The sequence below is a fragment of the Streptomyces narbonensis genome (assembly GCF_014649015.1).
GTDB classification, from domain to species: Bacteria; Actinomycetota; Actinomycetes; order Streptomycetales; family Streptomycetaceae; genus Streptomyces; species Streptomyces narbonensis.
Genome location: NZ_BMSF01000005.1, coordinates 161,034 through 180,771 on the forward strand (window position 1 = coordinate 161,034; position 19,738 = coordinate 180,771).

Consider the following 19,738-nt stretch of genomic DNA (forward strand, 5'->3'; position numbering starts at 1 on the left):
GCGCGACGAAGCGCGGGCGCGCGCCCATACTGAGGAGGACGGCAGCCGGCCAGGGGTGCGTAGGTACCGGAATCGCGGTGGCGATGGAGCAGGTGCCCTTCGACGAGATGACCACCGGCGCGGCCCGGGACGCGGGCGGCTGGCTGGGGGCCCTGCAGGTCGCCGTGGTGGCGACGTCCGCGGACGGGGCGATCGTCCGCTGGGACCACGCGGCGGAGGACCTCCTCGGCTACACCCCGCACGAGGTGCTCGGCCGGCACATCGCCGACCTGCTCCACCCGGGTGCGGACCGCAGCCTCGGCCGGTCCCTGTGGGAGGGCGCCGCCACCGGGCGCGGTGTCATGGGGATGGTGACCGCCTGGCACCGGGAGGGACGCCCGCTGGACCTGGAGATCTGGGCGTGCCCCGTGCCGGCCCGCCACCGGGGCGGGACGACGGTGCTGGTGTTCGCCGCGGAGGCGGAGGCCGCACGACGGATCCGCGGCTCGTCGGTGGTGTGGGACGGGCTGTTCTCCCGCTCCCCGGTCGGCATCGCCGTCCTGGACACCCAGCTGCGGTTCCTCCGCGTCAACCCGGCCCTCGAAGCGATGAACGGCCTGTCGCAGGCCGCGCACATCGGGCGCCGGCTCGTCGAGATCCTGCCCGACGTCAACGCCGCGGACATGGAGCGCGCGATGCGCCGCGCCCTGGACGAGGGAAGGCCCGTCCTCGACTCCCGCCGTACGGGCCGCACGCCGGCCGACCCGGACCACGACCACGTGTGGTCGGGGTCGTACGTCCGGCTGGAGGACGCCGACGGACGCCCGATCGGGCTGGCCGCCACCCTGATCGACATCACCGCCCAGCAGCAGGCGCAGCTCGAGGCCGAGGCGGGCCGGCGCCACCTCGCCCTCGTGAACGAGGCCACGCTGAAGATCGGCACCAGCCTGGACCTGGAGCGCACCGCGCAGGAGCTCGCCGACGTCGCCGTGCCCGAGCTCGCGGACGCCGTCACCGTCGACGTCCTGGAGACCCTGGCCGCGGGCGGCGAACTCGGCGCCGGCCTGGTGGGCGGTGCCACGCTGCGCCGGGTGGCCAAGGCCCCGCTGACGGGATCGTCCGTCACGACCGTCCTCACCCCACTGGGACGCACACTCGTCTTTCCCGCCAGCGCGCCGTACACCCGGGCACTCTGCGAGCGCCGCCCCTTCGTCGTGCGCGAGTTCGACGAGGAGGCCATCGTGCCCGCGGCCGGCCACTCCAGCGCCCCCGCGGAGCTGCTGGGGCTGGGAGTGCACTCGTTCATGATGACCCCGCTGCTCGCCCGTGGAGTGGTGCTGGGCCTGGCGACCTTCTACCGGACCCGTGCCGTCGGCCCCTTCACCCAGGGAGAGGTCGACCTCGCCGGTGAACTCGCGGCGCGCGCCGCGGTCTGCGTGGACAACGCGCGCCTCTACCGCCGTGAACACGACACGGCCGCCGTGCTGCAGCGCAGCATGCTGCCGCAGCACATCACCCCTCCGCCGGGGATCGAGGTCGCCCACCGCTACCTGCCCGCGAGCGACGTCAACGAGGTCGGCGGCGACTGGTACGACGTGATCGCGCTGGAGGACGGCAGGGCCGTGCTCGTCATCGGCGACGTGATGGGGCACGGCACCGCGGCCGCCGCGGTGATGGGGCGGCTCTCCGCGAGCGTCAGGGCCCTCGCCCGCCTCGACCTCTCGCCCGAGGAGATGCTCCACCAGCTGGAGGCCGCCCTGCACGATCTCGTCGAGCCGATGCTGGCGACCTTCCTGTGCATCGTGGTCGACCCGGCCACCGGCCGCTGCCGCATCACCCGTGCCGGCCACCCGCCTCCCGCGACCGTCTCCCCGGACGGCACCGTCCGCCTGCTCGACGTACCGCCGGGGCTGCCGCTGGGCGTCGGCGGCGTCCCCTTCACGACGACCGAGGTCACCCTGCCGCTGGGCAGCCTCCTCGTCCTGTACACCGACGGCCTGGTCGAGTCCCGGAGCTGCGACATCGAGGCGCGGCTCACCGAGCTGACCGACCTGCTCGCCGACCCCGGCCCGTCCCTGCACGCCCTCTGCGACCGCCTGCTCACCCACCTCGTACCGGCCTCGGCGGACGACGACATCGCGCTGCTCGTCGCCCGCGTCAACACCGCGGACTGAGAGCGACGGGACGGCGTGCATGTGCGAAGCCCCCGGCCCGGTGCTGCAATGGGACCAGGACTTCCTCCGGTCGCTTCCGTGGATTTCGGCGGGGACGGGGGTTGGGCTCGGTCATGTCCTCCCGACTGTGTGTGGAGCGGTGATGAGCAACGAAATCCAGGAGATGGGGCCGGTCGACTTCGTCGTCATCGAGTTCCCGGGCAACCGCATGACGGGCAAGGGGATGTCCCTCCTCGTCGACCTGGTCGAGAGAGGCATCGTCCGCGTCCTCGACCTCGCGTTCGTCCGGAAGGACGCCGACGGCAGCGTCACCGCTCTGGAGCTGCGGGATCTCGACGACGACGGCGAGCTGGACCTGACCGTGTTCGAGGGCTCCTCGTCCGGGCTCCTCGGACAGGACGACCTCGACGAGGCGGGAACGGCCCTCGAACCGGGCAATTCGGCCGGCATCCTGATCTACGAGAACCTCTGGGCCGCCCCCCTCGCCCGGGAGTTGCGGCGCGGCGGTGCACAGCTCGTCGCCGGCGGACGCATTCCCGTGCAGGCACTCCTGGCCTCCCTGGACGCCGTGGAGGCGGAGGGCGACAGCGCCGCCGCCTGACGGCCCGGGACGGCCGAGGAATCCGATCCACTCGAACAGTGGCCAAGGAGGAACGACATGCCAGGACTTCTTCGAGGCGTGGCACGTACGGCAGTGGTGGCCGGGACGGCGACAGCCGTCTCCAACAGGGTCTCGCGACGCCAGGCGGGCCGCTGGGCCCAACAGGAATCGGCTCAGCAGGAGCGGTACGCACCGCCGCCGGCCGAGGCGCCCCCGGCCGCCCCGCCGGCCCCCGACATGAGCAGCAAGATCGAGCAGCTCAAGGAGCTCGGAGAGCTGAAGGAGCAAGGCATCCTGACCGAGGAGGAGTTCGCGGCGCAGAAGAGCAGGATCCTCGGCTCCTGAACCGGTTGACGACGGCTCCGTCCTCAGGGGCGTGAGCCCGTCGGCCCGGGGAGGCCGCCGGCCGAGGAGGCCGTCAGGGGGCTGTCATCGGGCGAGGCCGTCAGGGGGAGGCCGTCAGCCGGGAGGCCTCAGGAGCGCGAGGTCAGGATGCTCAGGACGTTGGCGCCGACGACGGCTCCGATGGCGGCCCCCTCGATCCAGCCGAGGCCCTGTCCGAGCCCTATCCAGCCGACCAGGGCCGCGAGCACGGGGTTGACGCTCATGAACAGGCCGAAGGCGGCGGCCGGCACGTGGCGCAGCGTGAAGAGGTCCACCAGGTACGGCACGGCCGAGGCGAGGACGCCGGCCGCCACGGCGTACCCGAGGGACGCGACTGTCGGAGGGTGGCGCAGGACGACGTAGAGCCCGACCGGCAGGAACATCACGGCGGACAGCAGAGCGGCGGCCGCGCTGCCCTGTGCGCCGGGGATGCGGCTGCCCACCGTCCGGTTGAGCATGATGTACGACGCCCAGCAGACGGCCCCGAGCAGGCCGAAGCCCATCCCGACGTAGTCGGTCGAGGGCTGCGGGCGCATGAGGGTGACGACCCCGGCCGCCGCCATCAGGGCGCAGAGCGCGTCGACGCGCCGGCGGGTGGCGGCCAGGGCGATGGCGAGCGGGCCGAGGAACTCGAGGGTCACGGCGAGCCCGAGGCCGACGCGGTCGATCGCGGTGTAGAGCGAGAGGTTCATCGTGCCGAAGACGACCGCGAGCAGCAGGACGGGCCGCCACTGCCACCAGGTGAAGCTCCGCAGGGCGGGCCGGCCGACGGCCAGCAGCACGGCGGCGGCGACGTACTGGCGGACCGCGACGACCCCGACGGGTCCGAGGACGGGGAAGGCGAGGGAACCGGTCGCGGCGCCGATCTGATTGGACATGCCGCTGCCGACCATGGCGGCCACACCGGCCGGGGAGGTGCGGTGCGTCGGCTCGGTGCGCGTCGCCGGGGCAGGCCCGGCCGGAGCTGTGTGCATGGGCCGATGGTGGCGTCGGGCCCCGCTTGCACAAAATGCATGGACGCATGCGATCTATACGCTGAAGTCATGGATGTGGAACTGCGGCAGCTGCGCTGTCTCGTCGCGATCGTCGACGAGGGCACGTTCACCGACGCCGCACTGGCGCTCGGCGTCTCGCAGGCCGCGGTCTCCCGGACCCTGGCATCACTCGAACGAGGGCTCGGCGTACGGCTGTTGCGGCGCACCTCCCGGTCGGTGACGCCGACGGCCGCCGGCGTGCGCGTGGTGACGCACGCGCGGCGGGTGCTCGCGGCGGCGGACGAGCTGGTCCGGGAGGCGACGGCGGGGCAGCACGTCCTGCGGATCGGTTACGCCTGGTCGGCCCTCGGCCGGCACACTCCGGCCTTCCAGCGGCGGTGGGCCGCGGCGCATCCGGGGACCGAGCTGCATCTGGTCCGGGTCAACTCGGCGACCGCCGGGCTCGCGGAGGGCTCGTGCGACCTGGCCGTTCTGCGCAGACCGCTGGAGGACCGCCGCTTCGACTCGGCGATCGTGGGGCTCGAACGACGGCTGTGCGCGATGGCCGCCGACGACCCGCTGGCCAGGCGCCGGTCGCTGCGCCTCGCCGACCTGAGCGGCCACACCCTGCTGATCGACCGGCGCACCGGCACCACCACGCCGGAGCTGTGGCCGCCGGACTCCCGGCCGGCGGTCGAGGAGACGTACGACGTGGACGACTGGCTCACGGCGATCTCCACCGGTCGCCGCATGGGCATGAGCGCGGAGGCCACCGCCAGTCAGTACCGCAGGCCCGGCGTGGTGTACCGCCCGGTGCGCGACGCCGAACCGGTCGCGGTGCGGCTGGCCTGGTGGCGCGACGACCCGCACCCGGCGGCGCAGCACGTGATCGAGCTCCTCACCGCCCTCTACCGCGAGGCGTGACGGGGCCGCGGTCCAAGGCGCGAGGCCCGGGTTCACGGCGCGAGGCCCGGGTTCACGGCGTGCGGTCGCGGGTCACGGCGTGAGGTCGCGGTCCACGGCGTGAGGGCACGGGCCCGCGACTCCGCCCGCCCGGCGCTTCATTCCCTATGTCCGTATCTGTAGCTGTTTCCTGAGTGAGGCACGTCACTCTCCGTCATGCATCGCGCATGGATCCCGGGAGCCAGGGCAGGCGGCGGGTTCGCCGGTCCGACCGGCAGGGGGATCCACAGGAACGGAAGGCAAGACGCGACGTGACGGCAGCACTACAGACCATCCATGTGGGCGGAGAATGGCGCCCGGCCCTGACCGGCGCCACGCGCGAGATCATCGACCCCGTCGACGCGACCACCTTCGCGGTCGTGGCGGAGGGCGACGTCCAGGACACCGACGACGCCGTGGCCGCGGCGCGAGCCGCTTTCGACGACGGGGCCTGGCCGCGCACGCCGGTCGCCGAGCGGGCCGCCCTGCTGCGCCGGGTCGCCGCCCTGCTGGAGAGGGACCGCGAGCGCATCGGGGCCCTGGAGAGCCAGGACGCCGGCAAGACGCTGGAGGAGGGCCGCGTCGACGTCGACTGCGTCCGCGACGCCTTCCTGTACTTCGCCGACCTCGTGGCCGGCGAGAGCGACGGGCGGGTCGTCGACGCCGGTTCGGACGAGATCCGCAGCGTCGTCGTGCACGAGCCGGTCGGAGTCTGTGCCCTGATCACGCCATGGAACTACCCGCTGCTCCAGGCGAGTTGGAAGATCGCACCCGCCCTCGCCGCCGGCAACACGTTCGTGATCAAGCCCAGCGAGATCACGCCTCTGACCACCGTCGTACTGATCGAACTGCTCCTGGAGGCCGGACTTCCGCTCGGCGCGGCCAACATCGTCACCGGCCCCGGCGGCACCGTCGGCGCCCGGCTCGCCGAGCACCCCGACGTCGACCTCGTGTCGTTCACCGGGGGACTGGTCAGCGGTACGAAGGTGGCCAGGGCAGCCGTCGACAGCGTGAAGAAGGTCGCCCTCGAACTGGGCGGCAAGAACCCCAACGTCGTGTTCGCCGACTCCTGTGCGACGCCCGAAGGCTTCGACACCGCCGTCGACCAGGCGCTCAACGCCGCCTTCATCCACAGCGGCCAGGTCTGCTCCGCCGGATCACGCCTCATCGTCGAGGAGTCGCTCCGCGAACGCTTCGTCGCCGAACTCGCCCGCCGGGCCGGACTGATCCGACTCGGCCGCGGCACCGACGAGGGCGTCGAATGCGGCCCGCTGGTCTCCGCGGCCCAGCTGGCGAGGACCGAGGAATACGTGGCCTCCGCCCTCGGCGAGGGCGCTGTCCTGCGCGCGGGCGGCGAGAGGCCGGCAGGACCGGGCTACTTCTACCGGCCCACCGTCCTGGACCGGTGCCACCGCCGTATGCGGGTCATCCGGGAGGAGGTCTTCGGCCCCGTCCTCACCGTGGAGACCTTCCGCACCGAGGAGCAGGCCGTCGCCCTCGCCAACGACACCGAGTACGGCCTCGCCGGAGCGGTGTGGAGCTCCGACGAGGACCGCGCCCGGCGGGTCGCGGCCCGGCTGCGCCACGGCACCGTCTGGATCAACGACTTCCACCCCTACCTGCCGCAGGCGGAGTGGGGAGGCTTCGGCAAGTCCGGCATCGGCCGCGAGCTGGGCCCCAGCGGTCTCGCCGAGTACCGCGAGACCAAGCACATCTACCAGAACCTCGCCCCGCGCCCCGTGCGCTGGTTCGCGGGCACGACGGCGAAGGACCAGGCATGAACGAGCAGCACGTGCACGACCACGACGTGCGCGACCGGCACGTGTACGACTACGTCGTCGTCGGCGGCGGCACCGCCGGTTCGGTGATCGCCTCCCGGCTGACCGAGGACCCGGACGTCACCGTCGCCGTCATCGAGGGCGGCCCCAGCGACGTCGGCCGCGACGACGTCCTCACCCTGCGCCGCTGGATGGGCCTGCTCGGCGGCGAGCTGGACTACGACTACCCCACCACCGAGCAGCCGCGCGGCAACTCGCACATCCGGCACAGCCGGGCCCGGGTCCTCGGCGGCTGCTCCTCGCACAACACCCTCATCGCCTTCAAGCCCCTGCCCTCCGACTGGGACGAATGGGCCGAGGCCGGCGCCGAGGGCTGGGACGCGGCGGCGATGGATCCGTACTTCGCCCGGCTGCGCAACAACATCGTCCCCGTCGACGAGGCCGACCGGAACGCGATAGCCCGGGACTTCGTCGACGCGGCGCAGACCGCACTCGGCGTCCCGCGCGTCGAGGGCTTCAACCGGCAGCCCTTCCACGAGGGCGTCGGCTTCTTCGACCTCGCCTACCACCCCGACAACAACAAGCGCTCGTCCGCCTCGGTCGCCTACCTCCACCCGTTCCTGGACCGGCCGAACCTCCACATCGCCCTGGAGACCTGGGCGTTCCGCCTCGAACTGGAGGGCACCCGAGCCACCGGCGTGCACATCCGCACCAAGGACGGCGAGGAGCACGTCGTCCGCGCCCGGCGCGAGGTCCTGGTGTGCGCGGGCGCCGTGGACACCCCGCGCCTGCTGCTGCACTCGGGCATCGGACCGCGTGCCGACCTGGAGAAGCTCGGCATCCCCGTCGTGCACGACCTGCCGGGCGTGGGGGAGAACCTGCTCGACCACCCCGAGTCGGTCATCGTGTGGGAGACACACGGCCCGATCCCGGAGAACTCCGCGATGGACTCCGACGCCGGGCTCTTCGTCAGGCGGGACCCGGAGTCCGAGGGACCCGACCTGATGTTCCACTTCTACCAGATCCCCTTCACCGACAACCCGGAGCGGATCGGCTACGAACGGCCCGCGCACGGCGTGTCGATGACACCGAACATCCCCAAGCCGCGCAGCCGCGGCCGGCTCTACCTCACGAGCGCCGACCCCGAGGTCAAGCCCGCGCTCGACTTCCGGTACTTCACCGACGAGGACGACTACGACGGGCGGACCCTGGTCGACGGGATCCGCATCGCCCGGCAGATCGCGGCGAGCGAACCCCTGGCCGGCTGGCTGAAGCGCGAGGTGTGCCCCGGGCCCGAGGTCACCTCGGACGAGGAACTCAGCGCGTACGCCCGCCACGTCGCGCACACCGTCTACCACCCGGCGGGCACCTGCCGCATGGGAGCCGCCGACGACGAACTCGCCGTCGTCGCACCGGACCTGAGAATCCGGGGCCTCGACAACATCCGGATCGCCGACGCGTCCGTCTTCCCGACCATGACCGCCGTCAACCCCATGATCGGCGTCCTCATGGTCGGCGAGAAATGCGCCGAACTGCTGGGAGGCAACCGACGATGAACGAGCCGACGCGGGACACCGCAGAACCCGTCTTCTCCGTACGCGAGCTGTGGAAGGTCTTCGGCCCGAAGGCCGACCGCGTGCCCTCGGACGAGACGCTCGCCTCCCTCGATGCCACCGAGCTGCGCGAGCGGACCGGCTGCACCGCCGCCGTCCGCGACGTCTCCTTCGACGTCCGCAGAGGCGAGGTCTTCGTCGTCATGGGCCTCTCCGGCTCCGGCAAGTCGACCCTCGTCCGCTGCCTCACCCGGCTCATCGAGCCCACCTCGGGGCGGATCTCCATCGACGGCGAGGACGTCCTGTCCATGGACGCCGGCCGGCTCCGCGAGCTGCGCAGGCACCGGGCGGCCATGGTCTTCCAGCACTTCGGGCTCCTGCCGCACCGGACCGTGCTCGACAACGTCGCCTACGGGCTCGAGATCCAGGGCGTGGCCCGCGGCGAACGGCGCGAGCGGGCGGCGGAGTTCGTCGCCAAGGTCGGTCTCGACGGCATGGAGCACCGCAGGCCGAGCCAGCTGTCCGGTGGTCAGCAGCAGCGGGTCGGGCTCGCCCGCGCGCTCGCGGTGGACCCCGAGGTCCTGCTGTTCGACGAGCCGTTCAGCGCACTGGACCCGCTCATCCGTCGCGACATGCAGGAGGAGGTCGTACGCCTGCACCGGGAGGAGGGCCGCACGATGGTCTTCATCACCCACGACCTGGGCGAGGCGCTGAAGCTCGGCGACCGCATCGCGCTGATGCGCGACGGCCGCGTGGTCCAACTGGGCACGCCCGAGGAGATCGTGGGCGCCCCCGCCGACGAGTACGTCAGGGACTTCGTCCGCGACGTGCCGCGCGAGCAGGTGCTCACGGTCCGCTCGGCGATGCGCCCCGCACTCGCCGACGAGCGCGAGACCGGCCCCGCGCTCGCCCCCGGCGCCACCGTCCACGAGGCCATCGAGGCCGTCGCCCGTACGGGCGAGAACGCGCGGGTCGTCGAGGACGGCCGCTGCCTCGGCGTCGTCGACCGGGCCGGACTCCTCGGAGTCGTCGCCGGGATCCCGGCGACGACGGGGAAGGCGGTGGCCTGATGCACTCCCATACGACCTGGCCGCCGCCGGGCGGCACGACGGACACCACCCCCCTCGGGCGCCCGACCGGCGCTCTCGCTCCGGGGCGCCGGGCCGGCGCTCCGGCCGTGGGGCGCCCGACCGGCGCTCCCGTCCCGAGGCGGTGGGGCCGATGACCGCCACCGTCACCCCCGCCACACCGAGCTCCTCCACCACCACCGCCGCCGGGTCCGGCGTCCTGCGCGACCTCGGACGTCACCGTGGCCGGCTCATCGGCGCCGGCGCGGCCGTCGCGCTCGTCCTCGGAGCCGTACTCCTGGGCGGCGGCAGCTGGCCCGCAGCGCTCGCCGTCGATCTGTCCGGACCGCTGGACCGCACCAGCGACTGGATCATCGACAACCGCGACGGCCACCCGCTGTTCCTCTACTTCCTCGGGCACGTCAGCAACGCCGTGGTCGTGTCCGTCCGCGCCGTGTACCTGGTGCTGCTCGCGCTCGGCTGGGCCGGCGTCACCGCCGCCGCCGGGCTCGTGGCCTGGCGGGTCGCGGGCGTGCGGCTCGCCCTCACCTCCGTCGCAGCCTTCGCCGTGTGCGGAGTGCTCGGCATGTGGGTTCCCACCATGCAGACGCTCGCCCTGATGGCGGTCGCCGTCGCCGCGTCCGTACTGGTCGGAGGACTCCTCGGCCTCGCCGCCGGACTGTCGGACCGCATGCACCGGATCCTGCGCCCGGTCCTCGACACCATGCAGGTGCTGCCGGCCTTCGCGTACCTCCTGCCCGTCGTCCTGGTCTTCGGCATCGGCGTACCCGCGGCCGTCCTCGCGACCGTCGTCTACGCCGCCCCGCCCATGGCCCGCCTCACCGCGCTCGGGCTGCGGGGCGCGGACGCCGGCGTCATGGAGGCCGCCGCCTCCCTCGGCGCCACCGGCCGGCAGCGGCTGCTGACGGCCCGGCTCCCGCTGGCCCGCAAGGAACTGCTGCTCGGCGTCAACCAGGCCATCATGATGGCCCTCGGCATGGCCGTGATCGCTTCGGTCATCGGCGCGGGAGGCCTCGGCGACCGCGTCTACCAGGCGCTGGGCTCCGTCGACGTCGGTGCCGCGCTCGCCGCCGGTGTGCCGATCGTGCTGCTGGCCGTCGTCCTGGACCGGGTCACCGCCGCGGCCGGGGCGCGGATCGGCGCGGCTCCGGCCCGCCGGGCCGGAGCCGGCTGGGCCGTCGCCCTCGCGACGACCGTCGTCGTCGCCGTCGCGGGCCGCCTGTCCGACCGGCTCGCCTGGCCCCACTCGTGGACGGTCGACATCGCCGGGCCCGTCAACGGGGCGGTCGACTGGATGACCGCACACCTCTACTCCGGCGTGCCCCTCGTCGGCGGGACCGCCGACTGGGCGGCACGCTTCACCACCTGGGTCCTCAACCCCCTGCGCGACGGCCTCCAATGGCTGCCCTGGTGGATGGTCCTGCTGGCCGTCGGCGCACTCGCGCTGCTCATCGGCACCTGGCGCACCGCGGCGACCGCCGTCCTCGCGACGGCGGCGATCGGCGTGCTCGGTGTCTGGGACCCGGCGCTCGACACGCTGTCCCAGGTCCTGGCCGCCGTCGCCGTGACCCTGCTGCTCGGCCTCGCCCTCGGGGTCGGAGCGGCCCGCAGCAGCCGGATGGGACGCGCGCTGCGTCCGGTTCTCGACGTCTTCCAGACGATGCCGCAGTTCGTCTACCTGATCCCCGTCGTCGCCCTGTTCGGTGTGGGCCGCGCCCCGGCCGTCGCGGCCGCCGTGGTGTACGCGCTGCCCGCGGTGGTGCGGATCACGGCCCAGGGGCTGAGCGCGGTGGACCCGGCCGCCCTGGAGTCCGCGCGCTCCCTGGGCGCGACCGGGCGGCAGCAGCTCTTCCAGGTGCAGCTGCCGCTGGCCCGGCCCGCGCTGCTGCTGGCCGTCAACCAGGGTGTGGTGCTGGTCCTCGCCGTCGTCGTCATCGGCGGCCTCGTGGGCGGCGGCGCACTCGGTTACGACGCGGTCTTCGGCCTCGCCCAGGGCGACCTCGCGACCGGCCTGGTCGCCGGCGCCGCGATCGTCTGCCTCGGCCTGATGCTCGACCGCGTCACCCAGCCGACGGAACGCCGCGGTCTCGCCGGAAAGGGGGCCTGAGATGGCTCGTACACGCATCGCCGCACTCGTCACCGCGGCCGCCCTCGCGGTCGGCCTCACCGGCTGCGGCGCCGCCGACATGACCCGCCAGGCGTCCCCGTACGCCGACGCGAAGGGATCCCGCACGGTGACCCTGTCGACGCAGTCGTGGGTGGGCGCGCAGGCCAACGTCGCCGTCGCCCAGTACCTGCTGGAGCACGAGCTCGGTTACCGGGTGGACACCGTCCAGATCGACGAGGTCCCCGCCTGGGACGCGCTCAGCCAGGGCCGGGTGGACGCCATCCTGGAGGACTGGGGCCACCCGGAACAGGAGAAGCGGTACATCGACGACAAGGGGACGATCGCACGGGGCGGAGACCTCGGGGTGACCGGCCACATCGGCTGGTACGTGCCGACGTACTTCGCCGAGCAGCACCCCGACGTCACCGACTGGCGGAACCTGAACAAGTACGCCGACGAGTTCCGCACCGCGGAGAGCGGCGGCAAGGGCCAGTTGCTGGACGGCTCCCCGTCGTACGTCACGAACGACAAGGCACTCGTGAACAGCCTGGACCTCGACTACCAGGTCGTGTTCGCGGGCTCCGAGGCGGCGCAGATCACGCAGATCAAGCAGTTCGCCAAGGAGAAGAAGCCGTTCCTGAGCTACTGGTACAAGCCCCAGTGGCTGTTCGAGAAGGTCCCCATGACGGAGGTGAAGCTTCCCGCCTACAAGGAGGGCTGCGACGCCGACCCGGAGAAGGTGGCCTGCGCCTACCCGCACACACCGCTGCAGAAGTTCCTCAACGCCCGCTTCGCCGACGGGGGCGGTGACGCCGCCGCCTTCCTGAAGAAGTTCCGCTGGACGACCGAGGACCAGAACGAGGTCGCCCTGATGATCGCGGAGCAGAAGCTGTCGCCGCAGGAGGCGGCGGGGCGCTGGGTGAAGGAGAACGAGACCACCTGGCGGGCGTGGCTCCCGGCCTGACACCGGTGCGGCGGCCCGGACGCGTATGCGCCGGTCCGCCGCACCTTCCCCCTTCCGCCCCGCCTTCCACGCCTCACTCCGCGCCCCGGAGCTCCCGCGAGGTGCGCCGGCGGCGGGCGTAGAGGCGCCCGACGGGTTCGGCGCTCAGGCCGTGCAGCACGATGCTGACCATGACGGTGATCACCATCACCCGGGATACGAAGTCACCGCCGCCGGCGGCGGGCAGCTCGATCGCGGCGAGGAGGCCGAAGACCACCGTGGTCGCTCCCCGCGGCCCCATCCACCCGAGGAACAGCCGGTCGGACAGCGAAAGCTCCGTACCGATCAGCGCGAGCATCACGGGCACCAGGCGCACCAGGGTGACGGCGAGGACGGCGTAGAGGATGACGGAGAGGTGGAAACCGTCCCAGAACTCGTCGTTGACCATCTGGCCGAAGAGGAACCACAGCGCGAGCGTCAGCAGGGTCGACAGGTCGTCGGTCATCTGCACGGCGTCCTCGGGAAGATGACGCAGCGTCGGTGCGATGCAGACCCCGGACACGAAGGAGGCGACGAAGCCGTTGCCGCCGAGGGACACGGACAGGCTGAACGCGGCGATCGGCACGCTCAGCACAGCGAGCCGGGTCGCGGCGGGCAGTGTCCAGCCCCTCGCCCAGGACCGCCGGAGCAGCTGTCCGGCCAGCCAGCCGACGAGCGAACCCGCCCCGACCGCCCAGCCCGCCGCTCCGACGGCGGTGAGGAGGGCGTCTGCGTAGTCGCCGCCGGTGGTGCGGGACGCGGCGGCGCCGGCGACGCAGAGCAGGAAGAGCGGTGAGATGACGCCGTCGTTCAGACCGCCCTCGACGTTGAGCACGTCACGGAGTCGACCGGGGACGCGTCTGTCCCTCACCAGGGCCCCGGCGAGCGCCAGGTCGAGAGGGACGACGACGGTCGCCAGTACCGCCAGGACCCATCCGGGCTGGTCGGGGAAGAAGGCGAGAGAGACCAGAAAGGCGGCACCCAGGGTCAGCGGCAGCGCGATCCCCAGGAGGCGGGCGACGACGCTCCGCTCCCGGCGGATCACGCCGGCCGGCACCTCCGTCGCGTCGACGAAGAGCAGCAGGGCGACGATGATCTCGACCGTGCGCTCGAACTCGCCCAGGTCCCCGAAGTCGAAGGCGAGCGCCGGGTCCGCGCCGCTGGTGAGGGCGATGCCGGCCAGCATCATGGCGATCGGTGCGGTGATGCTCCATCGCGCGAGCCGGTACGACAGGACGCACCACATGAACAGAATGCCCGCGATGACGGTGCCGGCAGACAAGACCATCCGCGCTTTCGGAGGGGTTTTCTGACAGCCGCAGCCTAAGGCGGGGCCGGCTTCGGCACGTGTGAGCACGCCGACGGCGGCTCCGATCACCCTCGGTCAGGCTGTGCCCGCCGCCGGAGCTTCGTCAGCGCGTCGGCTCCTTCCCCGCCCCGGGCTCGGGCAGCGCCTCGGTTCCCTCGCGGATCCCGGAGGGAACCGGCGGGGCCGTGGTGCCGAAGGCGCGGCGATAGGCGGCGGGCGAGGTGCCGAAGGCCGTACGCATGTGGGCGCGCAGCGAGTTCCCGGAGCCGAGGCCGGCGCGGTGGGCGACGAGGTCGATGGCTAGATCTGTCGTCTCCAGCAGCTGCTTGGCCAGTTCCAGACGCTGCGCCGTGAGCCACTGCACCGGGGTCATGCCGACCTCGTCGCGGAATCGGCGGGTGAAGGAGCGCAGGCTCATCCGCGCGTGCTCGGCGAGCCGGGCGAGGGTGAGCGGTTCCGCCAGGTGCTCCAGGGCCCAGGCGCGGGTGGACGTGGTGCTGGCCAGGGTGGGCTCGGGGACGGGCCGGTCGATGAACTGGGCCTGACCTCCGTCCCGCCACGGCGGCACGACGCACATGCGCGCGGCGCGGTTCGCCGCCGCGGCGCCGTGGTCACGGCGGATCATGTGCAGGCACAGGTCGACACCAGCGGCCACGCCCGCGGAGGTCAGCACGTCGCCGTCGTCCACGAAGAGCACGTCCTCGTCGACCTTGACCCGGGGGTAGGCCCGGCGGAACTCCGGCGCCAGGTTCCAGTGCGTGGTGGCCGGCCGGCCGTCGAGGAGGCCCGCGGCGGCCAGCACGTACGACCCGGTGCAGATGGACACGAGACGGGTGCCGGGCCGGATCCCGGCGATGGCCCCGGCGACCTCGGGCGGGAGCGGACCGCCCTGCCCGAGCTCCGGCATGGCGTGCGTGGGCGGGAGGACGACGGTGTCGGCGGCGGCGAGCGCCTCGGGACCGGCCGCCGGCTGCACGGTGAACCCGGCGTCGCTGAGGACGGGGGCCCCGTCGGCCGTACAGATCGTGACCTCGTACAGGGGCCGGCCCTCCGGGTCCTCGACGCAGCCGAAGACCCGGGAGGGGATGCCGAGCTCGAAGGGGGGCACCCCGGGCAGCGCGAGCACGGCGACCCGGTGCGGTGCCGTCCGCGGCTGCTCGTGGCTGTCCGGTGTCGTGCGGCCGGCCGTTTCACTCATGGCCAGATCCTGTCACATGCTGGCCGAACGGCCAATACCGTTCGGGACCGGCGTATCGGATCGTGGACACATCGCCGCCGGAACCGTTCCGGGGGCGCTCCGATCGAGACGGAAACGAGGCGGACAGCATGCGTGCGGTGGTCGTGGAGCAGTGGGGCGGACCCGAGAACCTGGTGGAGCGCGAGGTGGACCGCCCGGAGCCCGGCCTGAACGAGGTCCTGGTGCGGGTCCACGCGGCCGGAGTGAACCCCGTGGACTGGAAGACCCGCGCGGGCGGGGCCCTCATCGAGTGGGGCGCCGTCCCGGCCGTCGGCTGGGACGTGTCCGGCACGGTGGAGGCCGTCGGCCCCGGCGTGGGGATCTTCCGCCCCGGCGACGAGGTCTTCGGCATGCCGCTGTTCCCCCGGCAGGCGGGCGGATACGCCGAGTACGTCGTGGCCCCGGCCCGGCACCTCGCCCCCAAGCCCGCCTCCCTCACCCACGTCGAGGCCGCGGCGCTGCCGCTGGCCGCGCTCACCGCCTGGCAGGCCCTCGTCGACGCCGCGGACGTCCGGCCCGGGGAGCGGGTGCTGGTGCACGCCGCGGCCGGAGGGGTGGGGCACTTCGCCGTACAGATCGCCAAGGCGCGAGGCGCCTACGTCATCGGGACCGCGAGCGCCGCCAAGCACGAGCTGGTGCGGGAGCTGGGCGCCGACGAGGTGATCGACTACCGCGAGAACCGCTTCGAGGACGTCGTCTCCGACGTGGACGTCGTCCTCGACGGCCTCGGCGGGGAGACGGCCGAGCGCTCCCTCACGGTGCTCCGTGAGGGCGGCAGGCTCATCACCCTGCCGGGACCGGACGACGTCCCCGCCGCCCCGGACGGCGTGCTGGCGGCCTGGGTCCTGGTCGAACCCGACCACCTCGGCCTGCGGGAGATCGCGGCCCTCGTGGAGCAGGGACGCCTGAAGCCGGTGGTCGACACCGTCCTGCCGCTCGCCGAGGCGGCGAAGGCCCACGAGATCGGCGAACGGGGCCGCACCACCGGGAAGATCGTCCTCACGGTCGCCTGACCCACGGGCGGCGGCCCGGGGCCACCCCCTTCGCCGGCTCGAAGGGGGGCGATACCCGGCCTCCGGTGGTGCCTTCGGGTGACCGGGCGCAGGGTGGGACGTGTGTGTGCGGGGCGGAGAGGGCCGCCGCCCCGCTGTCGCGCGCCCGCCCGCGGCCGTGGCCCGCCCCCGATCGAGGAGCGCGCCACCGCCCGACACGAGGAAAGGCAGCACGAGCGATGACCGACAGCCGACCCGCCACCACGACCGATTCCGGTGCTCCGGCGGAGAGCGACGAACACTCGCTCACCGTGGGCCCCGGCGGTCCGATCCTGCTCCAGGACGCCTACCTGATCGAGCAGATGGCGCAGTTCAACCGCGAACGGATCCCCGAGCGTCAGCCGCACGCCAAGGGCAGCGGCGCCTTCGGCCACTTCGAGGTCACCCACGACGTCAGCGGCTACACCAAGGCGGCCCTGTTCCAGCCCGGCACCCGCACCGATCTCGTCGTCCGCTTCTCCACGGTCGCCGGCGAGCGCGGCAGCCCGGACACCTGGCGCGACCCGCGCGGCTTCGCGGTGAAGTTCTACACCAGCGAAGGCAACTACGACATGGTCGGCAACAACACGCCGGTGTTCTTCGTCAAGGACCCCATGAAGTTCCAGCACTTCATCAGGTCCCAGAAGCGCCGCGCGGACAACAACCTGCGCGACCACGACATGCAGTGGGACTTCTGGACGCTCTCCCCGGAGTCCGCCCACCAGGTCACCTGGCTGATGGGGGACCGCGGCATCCCGCGCTCCTGGCGCCACATGAACGGCTACACCTCCCACACCTACATGTGGATCAACGAGTCCGGCGAGCGGTTCTGGGTGAAGTACCACTTCAAGACCGACCAGGGCATCGAGTTCTTCACCCAGCACGAGGCCGACCAGATGGCGGCCGTCGACACGGATTACCACACGCGAGACCTCTTCGAGCACATCCGCGACGGCGACTTCCCGAGCTGGACGCTGCACGTGCAGGTCATGCCGTACGAGAAGGCCGCGGAATACCGGTTCAACCCCTTCGACCTCACCAAGGTCTGGCCGCACGGGGACTACCCGCTCATCCCGGTGGGCCGCATGACGCTCGACCGCAACCCGACCGACAACCACGCCGAGATCGAGCAGGCCGCCTTCCAGCCCAACAACCTCGTCCCCGGCATCGGCCCCAGCCCCGACCGGATGCTGCTGGCCCGGCTGTTCTCGTACGCCGACGCGCACCGCCACCGCATCGGCGGCAACTACCAGCAGCTCCCCGTGAACGCGCCCGTCGTCGACGTCCACACGTACTCGAAGGACGGAGCGATGGCCTACCGCAGGACGACCGACCCGGTCTACGCCCCGAACTCCAAGGGCGGCCCGGCCGCCGACACCGAGCGGTACGGCGACCCGCCCAGCTGGGCGGCGGACGGCGAGATCACCCGGGCGGCCTACGTCTCCCACCCCGAGGACGACGACTGGGGCCAGCCCGGCACCCTCGTGCGCGAGGTCCTGGACGACGAGGCCCGCGACCGCCTGGTGGACAACGTCGTCGGCCACCTCCTCAACGGCGTCTCCGAGCCCGTCCTGGAGCGTGCCTTCGCCTACTGGACGAACATCGACAGGACCGTCGGCGAGCGCATCGCCCAGGGCGTCCGGGCGAAGGCCGACGAGAAGGACCCCAAGGCGGCCGACCAGGGCAATCCGGCTCGGAGGTCCATGCAGAAGAAGGCCTGACGGAACTCCCGGATCCCCCGGGGCCGGCCCGGGGGATCCGCCTCAGTCCGGGGGCGTGTCCGCCGGGCCGGCAGGATTCCCGTCGGCCCGGCGGAGCCGTCGCTGCCGCGGCGCCCGTTCGCCTGCCTCCGGCAGCTCGAACGCGTCGGCCGCGGGAGCGGTGACGACCTTGGGGAGGGCGCCCGGGTGCTCCCGCGCGAGCCAGCCGACGAGCTCCTCCCGTACGGCGCAACGCGTCGTCCACAGGTCGTCGGCGTCCTTGGCGGTCACGATCGCCCGGACCGTGATGCCGGTCGGCGAGGTGTCGGTGACGGCGAGGTCCCAGGCGCGCCCGTCCCAGGTGCCGCAGGTGGCGAGGAACTCCTGGAGGTGCGCCCGGACGAGCGCGACCGGAGTGCTGTGGTCGCAGTGGACGAAGACCGAACCCGTCATCTCAGCGCCGCCGCGCGACCAGTTCTCGAACGGCCGCGAGGTGAAGTACGAGACGGGGAGCGTGACGCGGCGCTCGTCCCAGGTCCGGACCGTGAGGAAGGTGAGGGTCACCTCCTCCACGACACCCCACTCGCCGTCGACGACGACGGTATCGCCGATGCGGACCATGTCACCGAAGGCGATCTGGAAGCCGGCGAAGAGGTTGCTCAGCGTCGACTGTGCCGCCACGCCCGCCACGATGCCGATGATGCCGGCCGAGGCGAGCAGGGACGTGCCGAGGGTACGGAAGGAGGGGAAGGTGACGAGGGCCGCGGCAGCGGCGAGCACCCCGACGGCGACGGCCACCACCCGCATGATCAGCGTGACCTGCGTACGGACTCGGCGGAGCCGTGCGGCGTCACGTGAACGTCCGGCGTACCGCGCGTACGTGGACTCGACGACGGCCGCGACCGTCCGCACGGTCAGCCAGGCACCGGCGCCGATCAGGCTCAACAGCAGGACGTGGCCCACCGTCTCCGCGTGCTCGGCCGGTGCCCCGCCCGGCTCCGCCGCCACCGGATAGGTCCATCTGAGCAGGGCGGCCAGCAGGACGACGTACAGCGGCGTACGACAACCGCGCAGCAGCCCCCACAACGGGGTCTCCGGATGTCGCGCGTCGGCGAACCGCGCCAGCAGGTCCGCCGCGCGGCAGACGACGAAGGCCGCCAGCGCCGAGCCGCCGACGGCGACGGCCAGCCGGATGACGCTCTCCACGTGCTCCTCCGATCGATGAGTCGAACAGGCCTGTTCCCTTCGCCTCACCGCCCGCGAGCACGTCAAACTCCGGCCCGGGAAGGCCCATGAATGAGTTCGCGGGGCCGGGGCAGGCGGAGCCCAGGCGGGAATCACGTCCCGCCGCGTACGGCATACCGCGTACGGCATACCGCGTACGGCATACCGCGTACGGCATACCGCGTACGGGACAGCACGTAGGCATGCCACGTACGGCAAACGGAAACGGAGGACGCCGGATCACCACCGGCCGTCCCCCGACTACCGGAGGAGTTGGTGAAGCGTGACTGAGCACATGTGGACCTACAAGGACACCTCGGGTCACCTCGCCGGTGCGGACCTGACCGGCTACAAGGTCGAGGCGACCGACGGCAGCATCGGGAAGGTGGACAAGCACTCCGACGAGGTGGACGACGCCTATCTGGTGGTGGACACCGGCGTCTGGATCTTCGGCAAGGAGGTGCTGCTCCCGGCGAGCACCGTCGTGCGGGTCGACCTGGACGAGCGGAAGATCTTCGTCGACCGCACGAAGGAGCAGATCAAGGACGCCCCCGAGTTCCACCGCGAGAAGCACCTCGGTGACCCGGACTACCGGGACGCGCTGGCCACCTATTACGGACCGGGCAGCCCCTTCGGCGGCCGGATGTTCTGACACCACGGTGCGGGGAGGCCCGC

At 72.5% G+C, this 19,738-nt stretch carries 16 protein-coding genes; 12 read left to right on the forward strand and 4 right to left on the reverse strand.

Features of this window, described 5'->3' with window-relative positions; all coding sequences use genetic code 11:
* Positions 1-83 precede the first annotated feature (83 nt).
* From IE124_RS11445 to IE124_RS11455, 3 genes are all read left to right on the forward strand, one after another.
* Entirely contained in the window at positions 84-2,153 is a 2,070-nt protein-coding gene (locus IE124_RS11445; protein ID WP_189507811.1) for a SpoIIE family protein phosphatase, read from the forward strand.
* Between the two features lie 142 nt (positions 2,154-2,295).
* On the forward strand, positions 2,296-2,754 hold the full coding sequence (locus IE124_RS11450) for a DUF6325 family protein (RefSeq protein ID WP_189507483.1): 459 nt from the start codon (positions 2,296-2,298) through the stop codon (positions 2,752-2,754).
* Positions 2,755-2,811: 57 nt separating this feature from the next.
* A complete protein-coding gene (locus tag IE124_RS11455) occupies positions 2,812-3,099 on the forward strand; it encodes an SHOCT domain-containing protein (protein ID WP_189507484.1) in 288 nt (95 codons plus the stop codon).
* Positions 3,100-3,227: 128 nt separating this feature from the next.
* Here IE124_RS11455 and IE124_RS11460 read toward each other — a convergent pair whose 3' ends face one another.
* A complete protein-coding gene (locus tag IE124_RS11460) occupies positions 3,228-4,112 on the reverse strand; it encodes an EamA family transporter (protein WP_189507485.1) in 885 nt (294 codons plus the stop codon).
* A 69-nt stretch (positions 4,113-4,181) separates the two neighbouring features.
* Here IE124_RS11460 and IE124_RS11465 point away from each other — a divergent pair, with 69 nt between their 5' ends.
* The 6 genes from IE124_RS11465 to IE124_RS11490 all read left to right on the forward strand — a co-directional run bounded on the left by IE124_RS11465 (position 4,182) and on the right by IE124_RS11490 (position 12,544).
* Positions 4,182-5,036, forward strand: coding sequence for a LysR family transcriptional regulator (locus IE124_RS11465; protein ID WP_189507486.1), 855 nt, complete (start codon positions 4,182-4,184; stop codon positions 5,034-5,036).
* Between the two features lie 290 nt (positions 5,037-5,326).
* Positions 5,327-6,835, forward strand: a complete 1,509-nt coding sequence (locus tag IE124_RS11470) for an aldehyde dehydrogenase family protein (RefSeq protein ID WP_189507488.1) — start codon at positions 5,327-5,329, stop codon at positions 6,833-6,835.
* Complete coding sequence (locus tag IE124_RS11475) at positions 6,832-8,388, forward strand: GMC family oxidoreductase (protein WP_189507490.1); 1,557 nt, start codon at positions 6,832-6,834, stop codon at positions 8,386-8,388. The genes IE124_RS11470 and IE124_RS11475 overlap by 4 nt, the downstream gene beginning before the upstream one ends.
* The gene (locus IE124_RS11480; protein WP_229832374.1) at positions 8,385-9,455 is read left to right on the forward strand and encodes a quaternary amine ABC transporter ATP-binding protein; all 1,071 of its coding nucleotides are present in this window, start codon (positions 8,385-8,387) and stop codon (positions 9,453-9,455) included. The genes IE124_RS11475 and IE124_RS11480 overlap by 4 nt, the downstream gene beginning before the upstream one ends.
* A 151-nt stretch (positions 9,456-9,606) precedes the next feature.
* Positions 9,607-11,580 carry an ABC transporter permease subunit gene (locus IE124_RS11485; protein ID WP_189507495.1) on the forward strand — a complete coding sequence of 658 codons (1,974 nt, stop codon included), beginning with the start codon at positions 9,607-9,609 and terminating at the stop codon, positions 11,578-11,580.
* Position 11,581: 1 nt separating this feature from the next.
* Positions 11,582-12,544: an ABC transporter substrate-binding protein gene (locus IE124_RS11490; protein WP_189507497.1), complete on the forward strand. Its 963-nt coding sequence runs from the start codon at positions 11,582-11,584 to the stop codon at positions 12,542-12,544.
* Between the two features lie 73 nt (positions 12,545-12,617).
* Here IE124_RS11490 and IE124_RS11495 read toward each other — a convergent pair whose 3' ends face one another.
* Positions 12,618-13,844 (reverse strand): cation:proton antiporter domain-containing protein, encoded by a 1,227-nt coding sequence (locus tag IE124_RS11495; protein ID WP_189507499.1) that lies wholly within the window; start codon positions 13,842-13,844, stop codon positions 12,618-12,620.
* Between the two features lie 130 nt (positions 13,845-13,974).
* The gene (locus IE124_RS11500) at positions 13,975-15,069 is read right to left on the reverse strand and encodes a GlxA family transcriptional regulator (RefSeq protein ID WP_229832375.1); all 1,095 of its coding nucleotides are present in this window, start codon (positions 15,067-15,069) and stop codon (positions 13,975-13,977) included.
* Positions 15,070-15,197: 128 nt separating this feature from the next.
* Between IE124_RS11500 and IE124_RS11505 the strand changes: the two genes are divergently transcribed.
* Together IE124_RS11505 and IE124_RS11510 are read left to right on the forward strand one after the other, a co-directional pair.
* Entirely contained in the window at positions 15,198-16,121 is a 924-nt protein-coding gene (locus IE124_RS11505) for an NADP-dependent oxidoreductase (protein WP_189507502.1), read from the forward strand.
* A 218-nt stretch (positions 16,122-16,339) separates the two neighbouring features.
* Positions 16,340-17,860: a catalase gene (locus tag IE124_RS11510; RefSeq protein WP_189507504.1), complete on the forward strand. Its 1,521-nt coding sequence runs from the start codon at positions 16,340-16,342 to the stop codon at positions 17,858-17,860.
* 42 nt (positions 17,861-17,902) lie between these two features.
* On the opposite strand, the gene IE124_RS11515 is transcribed toward IE124_RS11510, so the two are convergent.
* A complete protein-coding gene (locus tag IE124_RS11515; protein WP_189507507.1) occupies positions 17,903-19,045 on the reverse strand; it encodes a mechanosensitive ion channel family protein in 1,143 nt (380 codons plus the stop codon).
* Between the two features lie 301 nt (positions 19,046-19,346).
* Here IE124_RS11515 and IE124_RS11520 point away from each other — a divergent pair, with 301 nt between their 5' ends.
* Positions 19,347-19,715: a PRC-barrel domain-containing protein gene (locus tag IE124_RS11520; RefSeq protein WP_189507509.1), complete on the forward strand. Its 369-nt coding sequence runs from the start codon at positions 19,347-19,349 to the stop codon at positions 19,713-19,715.
* Positions 19,716-19,738 lie beyond the last annotated feature (23 nt).

Excerpts from the sequence above, each read along its gene's own strand:
- IE124_RS11510 (WP_189507504.1), top strand. The coding sequence starts at position 16,340 with ATGACCGACAGCCGACCCGCCACCACGACCGATTCCGGTGCTCCGGCG.
- IE124_RS11480 (WP_229832374.1), top strand. The coding sequence starts at position 8,385 with ATGAACGAGCCGACGCGGGACACCGCAGAACCCGTCTTCTCCGTACGC.
- IE124_RS11500 (WP_229832375.1), bottom strand. The coding sequence starts at position 15,069 with ATGAGTGAAACGGCCGGCCGCACGACACCGGACAGCCACGAGCAGCCG.
- IE124_RS11460 (WP_189507485.1), bottom strand. The coding sequence starts at position 4,112 with ATGCACACAGCTCCGGCCGGGCCTGCCCCGGCGACGCGCACCGAGCCG.
- IE124_RS11450 (WP_189507483.1), top strand. The coding sequence starts at position 2,296 with ATGAGCAACGAAATCCAGGAGATGGGGCCGGTCGACTTCGTCGTCATC.
- IE124_RS11505 (WP_189507502.1), top strand. The coding sequence starts at position 15,198 with ATGCGTGCGGTGGTCGTGGAGCAGTGGGGCGGACCCGAGAACCTGGTG.
- IE124_RS11475 (WP_189507490.1), top strand. The coding sequence starts at position 6,832 with ATGAACGAGCAGCACGTGCACGACCACGACGTGCGCGACCGGCACGTG.
- IE124_RS11465 (WP_189507486.1), top strand. The coding sequence starts at position 4,182 with ATGGATGTGGAACTGCGGCAGCTGCGCTGTCTCGTCGCGATCGTCGAC.
- IE124_RS11490 (WP_189507497.1), top strand. The coding sequence starts at position 11,582 with ATGGCTCGTACACGCATCGCCGCACTCGTCACCGCGGCCGCCCTCGCG.
- IE124_RS11445 (WP_189507811.1), top strand. The coding sequence starts at position 84 with ATGGAGCAGGTGCCCTTCGACGAGATGACCACCGGCGCGGCCCGGGAC.
- IE124_RS11455 (WP_189507484.1), top strand. The coding sequence starts at position 2,812 with ATGCCAGGACTTCTTCGAGGCGTGGCACGTACGGCAGTGGTGGCCGGG.
- IE124_RS11485 (WP_189507495.1), top strand. The coding sequence starts at position 9,607 with ATGACCGCCACCGTCACCCCCGCCACACCGAGCTCCTCCACCACCACC.